This window comes from Pseudomonas sp. KK4, assembly GCF_001984065.1.
Taxonomy (GTDB): Bacteria; Pseudomonadota; Gammaproteobacteria; order Pseudomonadales; family Pseudomonadaceae; genus Aquipseudomonas.
Window position 1 is genome coordinate 1 of the sequence record NZ_LYVP01000171.1, and the last position, 8556, is coordinate 8556.

Below are 8556 nucleotides of genomic sequence, written 5' to 3' on the forward strand. Positions count from 1 at the left end.
AGGGAGCTTGCTCCCGCTGGGTTGCGAAGCGACCCCCAGCGTCCTTCAGGTCGACCGAGCGGGTTGATTCAACGGCTGCTGCGCAGCCGAGCGGGAGCAAGCTCCCCTCGCCACAAACAGCGTGTCCGGCCTGCATTCGGCGATCTTTCACCCCTGCACAAAACGGATAAAGGTCTGCACCCCGCGGATAGTCCGCCCCATCGCCCCGTCCTAGCATGAGCCTGCCTGAACAATAACAATGGAGGCGGCGGCCATGACCCTGCGACCCGAATACCTTCACTCCCTGCTTGAAGATGACAAAGAACAGGGCATCTACCGCTGCAAACGCGAGATGTTCACCGACCCGCGCCTGTTCGATCTGGAGATGCAGCACATCTTCGAAGGCAACTGGCTGTACCTGGCGCACGAGAGCCAGATCCCCAACATCAACGATTTCTACACCACCACCATGGGGCGCCAGTCGATCTTCATCGCGCGCAACAAGGACGGTGTGCTCAACGCCTTCATCAACGCCTGCAGCCACCGCGGCGCGACCCTGTGCCGGCACAAGTCCGGCAACAAGAGCTCCTACACCTGCCCGTTCCACGGCTGGACGTTCAACAACTCCGGCAAGCTGCTCAAGGTCAAGGACCCGGCCAACGCCGGCTATCCGTCGAGCTTCAACTGCGAAGGCTCGCACGACCTGACCAAGGTGGCGCGTTTCGAGTCCTATCGCGGTTTCCTGTTCGGCAGCCTCAAGGCCGATGTGCTGCCGCTGGTCGAGCACCTGGGCGAGTCGGCGAAGATCATCGACATGATCGTCGACCAGTCCGCCGATGGCCTGGAAGTGCTGCGCGGCTCCTCCAGCTACATCTACGAAGGCAACTGGAAACTCACCGCCGAGAACGGCGCCGACGGCTACCACGTCAGCTCCGTGCACTGGAACTACGCCGCCACCCAGAACCAGCGCAAGCAGCGCGAATGCGGTGACGAGAACCCGACCATGAGCGCCGGCACCTGGGCCAAGCAGGGCGGTGGGTTCTATTCGTTCGACAAGGGCCACATGCTGCTCTGGACCCGCTGGTCCAACCCCGAAGACCGTCCGCTGTACGAGCGCCGCGACGAACTGGCCCAGGACTTCGGCAAGGCCCGCGCCGACTGGATGATCGAGAACTCGCGCAACCTGTGCCTGTACCCCAACGTGTACCTGATGGATCAGTTCAGCTCGCAGATCCGCATCGCCCGGCCGATCTCGGTCGACCGCACGGAAATCACCATTTACTGCATCGCCCCCAAAGGCGAAAGCGACCACGCGCGGGCCAGTCGGATTCGTCAGTACGAAGACTTCTTCAATGTCAGCGGCATGGCCACCCCGGATGACCTGGAAGAGTTCCGCTCCTGCCACACCAGCTACCAGGGCAGCGTCACCACCTGGAACGACATGTCCCGCGGCGCCGAGCACTGGATCGAGGGCGCCGACGACGCGGCGAAAGAAATCGACCTGCACCCGCTGCTCAGTGGCGTGCGCACCGAAGACGAAGGCCTGTTCGTGCTGCAGCACAAGTACTGGCAGCAGACCATGCTCAAGGCCCTGGCGGCCGAGCAGGCCAAGCTGATCGCCGTGGAGGACGTGCAATGACCATTACCTATGACGCCGTGCGCGATTTTATCTTCCGCGAAGCCCGTTACCTGGATGACCGGCAGTGGGACGAGTGGCTGGAACTGTACGCGCCCGATGCGACGTTCTGGATGCCGTCCTGGGACGACAACGACGAGTTGACCGAAGACCCCCAGCGGGAAATCTCGCTGATCTGGTACGGCAACCGCACCGGCCTGGAAGACCGCGTGTTCCGGATCAAGACCGAGCGTTCCAGCGCGAGCATTCCGGACACCCGCACCTCCCACAACATCAGCAACATCGAACTGCTGGAGCAGGCCGACGGCGTGTGCAAGGTGCGCTTCAACTGGCACACCCTGAGCTTTCGCTACAAGACCGTCGACAGCTACTTCGGCAGCAGCTTCTACACCCTCGACATGCGTGGTGAAAACCCGCTGATCAAGGCCAAGAAAGTGATCCTGAAGAACGACTACGTTCGCCAGGTCATCGATGTTTATCACTTGTGAGACTGCCGTCATGACCCATTCCATTGCATTCAATTTCGAAGACGGCGTCACCCGGTTCATCGACGCCAATGCCGGGGAAACCGTGGCCGATGCCGCGTACCGCCAGGGCATCAACATTCCGCTGGACTGCCGCGACGGCGCCTGCGGCACCTGCAAGTGTTTCGCCGAGGCCGGCCAATACGACCTGGGCGAGGACTACATCGAAGACGCCCTGACGGCGGACGAAGCGGAGCAGGGTTTTGTCCTGACCTGCCAGATGCGCGCCCAGAGCGATTGTGTGGTGCGGGTACCGGCCTCCTCGCAGGTTTGCCGCACGCAACAGGCCAGTTTCGAGGCCACCATCAGCGCCGTGCGCCAGCTGTCCGACAGCACCATTGCGCTGTCGATCAAGGGCGAGGCCCTGAGCAAACTGGCGTTCCTGCCGGGGCAATACGTCAACCTGGGGATACCCGGCAGCGAGCAGACCCGGGCCTATTCGTTCAGCTCGTTGCAGCGTGACGGCGAAGTGAGCTTCCTGATTCGCAACGTGCCGGGCGGCCTGATGAGCAGCTTCCTCACCGGCATGGCCAAGGCCGGCGACAGCATGCGCCTGGCCGGTCCCCTGGGCAGTTTTTACCTGCGCGATATCCGCCGTCCGCTGTTGTTGCTGGCCGGTGGCACCGGGCTGGCGCCGTTCACCGCGATGCTGGAAAAAATCGCCGAGCAGGGCAGTGAGCATCCGCTGCATCTGATCTACGGCGTGACCCACGATTTCGACCTGGTGGAACTCGATCGCCTGGAAGCCTTCGCCGCGCGCATCCCCCATTTCACCTACAGCGCCTGCGTGGCCAGCCCCGACAGCCAGCACCCGCTCAAGGGCTACGTAACCCAGCACATCGAGCCCAAACACCTCAACGATGGCGATGTCGATGTCTACCTGTGCGGCCCGCCGCCGATGGTCGAGGCGGTGAGCAAGTACATCGGCGAGCAGGGCATCCAGCCTGCGAACTTCTACTACGAAAAATTCGCGGCCAGCGCGGCCTGAGTCGTAAACACATCCAACGTCAGGCACAGGCCCGATGTGGGAGCGGGCTTGCTCGCGAAAGGGCCATCAGCTTCACCATCAATGTTGCCTGACAGACCGCCTTCGCGAGCAAGCCCGCTCCCACAGCACCGTGTTGGCCTGGTCAGAATTTCTGAGGTGTACATGAACAGATTCAAAGACAAAGTCGCGCTGATCACCGGCGCCGCCCAGGGCATCGGCCGTCGGGTGGCCGAGCGCATGGCGGAGGAAGGGGCGAAGCTGATTCTGGTGGATCGCTCCGAGTTGGTCTTCGAGCTCCAGCAGCAATTGGCCCGGGACAGCCAGGTACTGGCCCTGACCGCGGACCTTGAGCAGTACGAAGACTGCCACCGAGTGATGCACACCGCGGTCGAGCGTTTCGGGCGGCTGGACGTGTTGATCAACAATGTCGGCGGCACCATCTGGACCAAGCCGTTCGAGCACTATGAAGCATCGCAGATCGAGGCCGAGGTTCGCCGCTCGCTGTTCCCGACCCTGTGGTGCTGCCATGCGGCGTTGCCGTTCATGCTGGAGCAGGGCAGTGGCGCGATCGTCAACGTCTCGTCCATCGCCACCCGCAGCGTCAACCGTGTGCCGTACGGCGCGGCCAAGGGCGGAGTCAACGCGCTGACCGCATGCCTGGCGTTTGAAACCGCCGGTCGTGGGGTGCGGGTCAATGCCACCGCACCTGGCGGCACCGAAGCGCCGCCTCGGGTGATCCCGCGCAACAGCGCCGAGCAGAGTGCCCAGGAGAAAGTCTGGTACCAGCAGATCGTCGACCAGACGATCGACAGCAGCCTGATGAAGCGCTACGGCACCCTGGATGAACAGGCCGCTGCGATTCTGTTTCTGGCCAGTGATGAAGCGTCCTATATCACCGGTATGGTCATGCCGGTGGGCGGTGGCGATCAGGGCTGAATCCTTGGGCGCTACAGGCGGCGCTGAAAGGCCCTGACGATTCTGAGGGTGGCGTCGCTGGGGTTCAGGTTCTGCACCGCGTCCAGCGGAAACCACATGCAGTCGGCGATTTCGTTCTGCGGGCGGGCCTGATCGAGATTGATCACCGACGCTTCGTAGACGTGGTGCAGGGTGGCGCCGCAGCGCAGCGCCATCAGGTACAGCATGTCATAGGCCAGCAGCGCGGTTTCTTCCGCCAGCTCACGTGTCGCTGCGCGCGCCGCCGTTTCACCGGGCTCGACCTTACCTCCGGGCAAGGCCCAGCGGCCTCTGGGTTTGCGCACCAGAAGAATGTGCCGATCCTGTTCGCAAATAACGGTGGCGCGTATCTTCATGTGTTACCTGATTGCCGCTTGTCATCAAATGGTAATAAAAATGCAATATTCGAGCCGCTCATCCCTGTATTCATTGAGCGGGTCCGAGGTCGAAAAGTGCCATCGGCACTCCAGATACCGAACGACGTCTGGTCGGCCATTCCGTTCAAGGGAGGAGTAAGGTAGGCGTGTTGGCCTTGGATTCATTGCCTGATGGAGGTGAACATGAGTGTCCCGATGCTCAATAGGATGCATATGAACGGTTACGACGTACTGAGCGTGAACAACGGCCCGTGGCGGGTTTGCACCAAGGGTGACCGGCTGGGGTCGTTTGGTAGCCGGGAAGAGGCGTTGGCGTTTGCGGCGGCTTTGCCTGGGTACCGAGCGCGGTCGGGCAGGCAGGTCAATCGCCAGTAAACCTGTCTTTGTGGTGAGGTCATTGCTCTGTGGTGAGGGGATTTAATCCCCTCACCACAGGATTTTGCCAGGCACAGGTGCAATCACTAATACCCCCCACCCCCACTGGACCGAGAGGGCTCGCGCGCCTTGCGCTGTGCATTGCTCCACTCTGCGCACGTCATGAACCCCTTGTGATCGACCTTGCCGCGGCTGTCGAAGCTGATGTTGTAGGGCTGTCGATGGTCCGGTTGAACCAGTTTGTAGTCATAGCAGGTGCCCGCTTCGACGGTGCGCGGGGAAATGGACAGGGGGGCGCCGCCGATCTGCTGGACTTGCTCGGCGTTCATGCCGATCTCGACCTTGGCCACCAGCGGCTGGTCACGAAACACTCGGGCATCGCTGCTGCAGCCTGCCAACGTCACCAGAGCGAGAACCCACACAGGCACAGACGTGTTCATGGCGGCGTTCCTCTAGGGTTGAACCTTGTTGCGGCTGATAACCTTCGCCTTGACCTCCTCGGCATAACTCAGCAGGCGTTCCTCATCGCCTTGGAACAGATCGCACAACCGCTGCACCGCTTGTGCGTCGATTTCATTGCCCGTGCGCCGCAGTTGGTCCGCCACCCGCAGCAGTTCTACCGCCGACCACCGCAAGTCCGAGGCCAAGCCTTGCAGATCGCGCCGAAGCGCTTGTTCCGATTCGTTAAGCCACATGATCACCTCCTGTAATGCTGTGCTACGAAAGGGTAGACCCATTTGCGCGTCCGGCTGGGGTTGGTGCGCACCGCTGCCGCCTCCTTTGGTCGGGAAATTTGCGCGAACGGCAAAATTCGCTGTCGTAGGGAGGTAGCGATTTTTCGCCAGGGCAGGGGACGTTCAAACATGACGGCAACCGATGACTTCCGAGCGCATGCCCATCAACTGATCGCTGATCTGGATGCGGCCACCAGCGCAATGATGAAACTCATTTCCGAACATCAGCTCAGCGGGCCGGAGTGGGAGCGGGTCAGCCAATGGCAACATGAGGCTTACGAGCGGTGGATGACCTATCTGAACGAGCGGTCTTATCCCAGCCCCGATGACAACGACAATGTCAGTGGCTGATACCCGTCCCCGTCATTAAAACAGGCGTCATTCATGGCTGCCGGGGCGGCGGCAGGCTACATTGTATTTTTTCAGGACTTAAGGGCGTTACATGCAGAGTCGGATGTTGATGGGGGCAATGGTTGTGGCATTGCTGGCGGGTTGTTCATTACCGGCATCGCTGGTGCCGGGCGAGCCTAATGTCAGCAAGTACAGTGAAAAACCGCCGAAGGAAGTGGCGGCATGCGTCTTGCCAGCATGGCAAAAAGAGGTGTCCCACACCACGCAGACGTCGATTTCCAACGGCTACCGGATTACCGCGCCGAGCATCATCACTGCCGATGAAATTCTCGATATCGTCAAAAACAAGGACGGCAGCCGGATTTCGCTGTACCAGGGGCCGCCCTGGGCCAAGTCGGCCGCGATGCGCCAGGCAGTGCGGGACTGCCTGTAGCCATCAACCGGAAATATCGGTGACCTGGATAAGCTGATCGTCGCTTGTCTGGGCGCCGCCAGTACCTTTCTTCTCCCGTCGATCATTCATCCAGTTCTCCAACTGCACGCCAAACTCCGCCGGGGCTTTGCGCCCGACCCTGCGGGCGATGTCCAGTATCGTCTGCTGGGCCAGGGCTTCCTCCATGCGTTTTTGCGCGGTCAGCATCGCCGCGTGGATCGAGCAGAAGCCGTCCACCGCCCACTCCGGCGTCTGGCCTTCAAACAGTGCACAGCGACCGCGAATCTCCCGGCATTCGAAAATCGCCTTGCGCCCGTCGATGGCGTTGACGATATCCAGCAGGGTGATTTCGTCGGCAGGCCGCGCCAGCTTGAAGCCACCGCGCACACCCTCGGTGGCCACCACCAGCTTTGCCTTGGCCAGTTTGGTGAAGATCTTCGCCAGATAATCCAGCGGCACACCCTGCAGCTCCGCCAGGTCGCGCACGCTCGCTTCGCGGGTCTCGCCGCCGTTACCCACCAGGAAAGTCAGGCAGTGGAGGCCGTACTCGACGCCTGCGCTGTAAAGAGCCATTGAAATCTCCGACTAATGTTGTCGCAAATTCTATCAGTTGATTGTGGGCTGGGCAACGAGCGGGCGTTTTTCATTCCAGCCATCAGGCAGCCCGGCATGAGGCTTACAGGCGATTTTTAACGGGTATCTATTTCATCGATGCCACGCATTGCAAAAAATCCATTGCGGTCTGTAACTCGGATCAATATAGTCGCCGTTGTCAGGTCGGCCACCGCCGACGCTTATCAGAACTCACTACCTGGTTTCTTCCCCGGAGCAAAAAATGAAACAACACATCTTGGTAATCGGCGCAGGTTTCGGTGGCATGTGGACGGCGATCAGCGCCACGCGTCTGTTCAACATTCACGATCACAACAACACCGAAGTGACGGTACTGGCGCCCCAGGCCGAGCTGCGTATTCGTCCGCGCCTTTACGAGCCGAACGCCCACCAACTGGCCGCGCCAATCGGTGATCTGCTGGATGCGGTGGGTGCGAAATTCATCAAGGGCAGCGCCGAGTCCATCGACGTCGCTAACAAACGTGTTGGCTACACCGATGCTTCGGGCAATAAACAGGTGGTGATCTACGACAAACTCGTTCTGGCCACCGGCAGCCTGCTGGCCCAGTCCGACACCATTGGCGTCGCCGAACATGCCTTTGACGTCGATCAGCTCGAAAGCGCCGTACGCCTGGAAAACCACCTCAAGTCCCTGGCCGATCAGCCAGAAAGTCAGGCCCGCAACACCGTAGTGGTGGCTGGCGGCGGCTTCACCGGGATCGAAACGGCGACTGAAATGCCCAGTCGTCTGCGTGCCATCCTGGGTGATCGCGCGGATATCAAGGTGATCATCGTCGATCGCGGTGCCGCTGTCGGTGGTTCGATGGGTCCTGAAATCGCAGGGAAAATCGCTGAAGCGAGCACTGAAACCGGCGTGAAATGGCACCTGAACGCGTCCGTGGTCGGGGTCGATGCCGACGGCGTCAACCTCTCCGACGGCCAGCGCATCGACGCCAGGACCGTGATCTGGACCACCGGCGTACGCGCCCAGTCGCTGACCGCGCAGATCCCTGGTGAACGCGATAAACAAGGCCGACTGCACGTGGACGGGCACTTGAAAGTCATCGGCCAGGACGACATCTACGCCACCGGCGACGTCGCTTACGCGGCGAGCGATGACATCGGCAACCACGCGCTGATGACCTGCCAGCACGCCATCGTGCTGGGCCGTCATGCCGGCAACAACGTGGCCGCGCAGATCCTCGGTGTCGACCCGATCGTCTACCGCCAGCCGAAATACGTGACCTGCCTGGACTTGGGCGCCTGGGGCGCGGTGTACACCGAGGGTTGGGATCGCCAGGTCAAGCTGATCAAGCAGGAAGGCAAGGAGCTGAAGACGCAGATCAATACCGTGTGGATCTACCCGCCGGTGGCGGATCGCGATGTGGCGTGGGCGGCTGCGGATCCGCTGATTCCGATTGCCTGATGGTTGCTTGATGATTGCTTGAAACACATCCCGCCCGGGTTTCCCAGGCGGGATTTTTCATGGTGTCTGCGCCGGCGCCTTCGCGAGCAAGCCCGCTCCCACAGGGGAACGCATTCCAAATGTGGGGGCAAGGCCGCTCCCACAGGGGAACGCATTCCAAATGTGGG

The 8556-nt window shown here is 61.2% G+C and carries 12 protein-coding genes; 8 read left to right on the plus strand and 4 right to left on the minus strand.

The genetic code is table 11. From position 1 onward, the window contains the following. Positions 1-253: 253 nt before the first annotated feature. From benA to B0W55_RS27600, 4 genes are all read left to right on the plus strand, one after another. The gene (benA, locus tag B0W55_RS27585; protein WP_077049081.1) at positions 254-1618 is read left to right on the plus strand and encodes a benzoate 1,2-dioxygenase large subunit; all 1365 of its coding nucleotides are present in this window, start codon (positions 254-256) and stop codon (positions 1616-1618) included. Beyond that, entirely contained in the window at positions 1615-2103 is a 489-nt protein-coding gene (gene benB / locus B0W55_RS27590) for a benzoate 1,2-dioxygenase small subunit (RefSeq protein WP_077049070.1), read from the plus strand. Before benA ends, benB begins: the two co-directional genes overlap by 4 nt. 10 nt (positions 2104-2113) lie before the next feature. Continuing rightward, a complete protein-coding gene (benC, locus tag B0W55_RS27595) occupies positions 2114-3127 on the plus strand; it encodes a benzoate 1,2-dioxygenase electron transfer component BenC (protein WP_077049071.1) in 1014 nt (337 codons plus the stop codon). Between the two features lie 162 nt (positions 3128-3289). Further along, positions 3290-4063 (plus strand): 1,6-dihydroxycyclohexa-2,4-diene-1-carboxylate dehydrogenase, encoded by a 774-nt coding sequence (locus tag B0W55_RS27600; protein ID WP_077049072.1) that lies wholly within the window; start codon positions 3290-3292, stop codon positions 4061-4063. 11 nt (positions 4064-4074) lie between these two features. Here the strand turns inward: B0W55_RS27600 and B0W55_RS27605 are convergent, their stop codons facing one another. Next, positions 4075-4437, minus strand: a complete 363-nt coding sequence (locus tag B0W55_RS27605) for an NUDIX hydrolase (RefSeq protein WP_077049073.1) — start codon at positions 4435-4437, stop codon at positions 4075-4077. Between the two features lie 204 nt (positions 4438-4641). On the opposite strand from B0W55_RS27605, the gene B0W55_RS27610 reads away from it, so the two are divergent. Next, positions 4642-4833, plus strand: coding sequence for a DUF2188 domain-containing protein (locus B0W55_RS27610; protein WP_077049074.1), 192 nt, complete (start codon positions 4642-4644; stop codon positions 4831-4833). A gap of 86 nt (positions 4834-4919) precedes the next feature. Here B0W55_RS27610 and osmE read toward each other — a convergent pair whose 3' ends face one another. Together osmE and B0W55_RS27620 are read right to left on the minus strand one after the other, a co-directional pair. Beyond that, positions 4920-5273 carry an osmotically-inducible lipoprotein OsmE gene (osmE, locus tag B0W55_RS27615; RefSeq protein WP_077049075.1) on the minus strand — a complete coding sequence of 118 codons (354 nt, stop codon included), beginning with the start codon at positions 5271-5273 and terminating at the stop codon, positions 4920-4922. 12 nt (positions 5274-5285) lie between these two features. Continuing rightward, entirely contained in the window at positions 5286-5528 is a 243-nt protein-coding gene (locus B0W55_RS27620) for a hypothetical protein (protein ID WP_077049076.1), read from the minus strand. A 168-nt stretch (positions 5529-5696) separates the two neighbouring features. On the opposite strand from B0W55_RS27620, the gene B0W55_RS27625 reads away from it, so the two are divergent. Together B0W55_RS27625 and B0W55_RS27630 are read left to right on the plus strand one after the other, a co-directional pair. Then, positions 5697-5918, plus strand: a complete 222-nt coding sequence (locus B0W55_RS27625; RefSeq protein WP_077049077.1) for a hypothetical protein — start codon at positions 5697-5699, stop codon at positions 5916-5918. A 91-nt stretch (positions 5919-6009) separates the two neighbouring features. Then, the gene (locus tag B0W55_RS27630) at positions 6010-6351 is read left to right on the plus strand and encodes a hypothetical protein (RefSeq protein WP_077049078.1); all 342 of its coding nucleotides are present in this window, start codon (positions 6010-6012) and stop codon (positions 6349-6351) included. 3 nt (positions 6352-6354) lie between these two features. Here the strand turns inward: B0W55_RS27630 and B0W55_RS27635 are convergent, their stop codons facing one another. Then, positions 6355-6924 carry an Rrf2 family transcriptional regulator gene (locus B0W55_RS27635; protein WP_077049079.1) on the minus strand — a complete coding sequence of 190 codons (570 nt, stop codon included), beginning with the start codon at positions 6922-6924 and terminating at the stop codon, positions 6355-6357. Positions 6925-7186: 262 nt separating this feature from the next. On the opposite strand from B0W55_RS27635, the gene B0W55_RS27640 reads away from it, so the two are divergent. Continuing rightward, the gene (locus B0W55_RS27640; RefSeq protein WP_077049080.1) at positions 7187-8389 is read left to right on the plus strand and encodes an NAD(P)/FAD-dependent oxidoreductase; all 1203 of its coding nucleotides are present in this window, start codon (positions 7187-7189) and stop codon (positions 8387-8389) included. Positions 8390-8556: the final 167 nt, after the last annotated feature.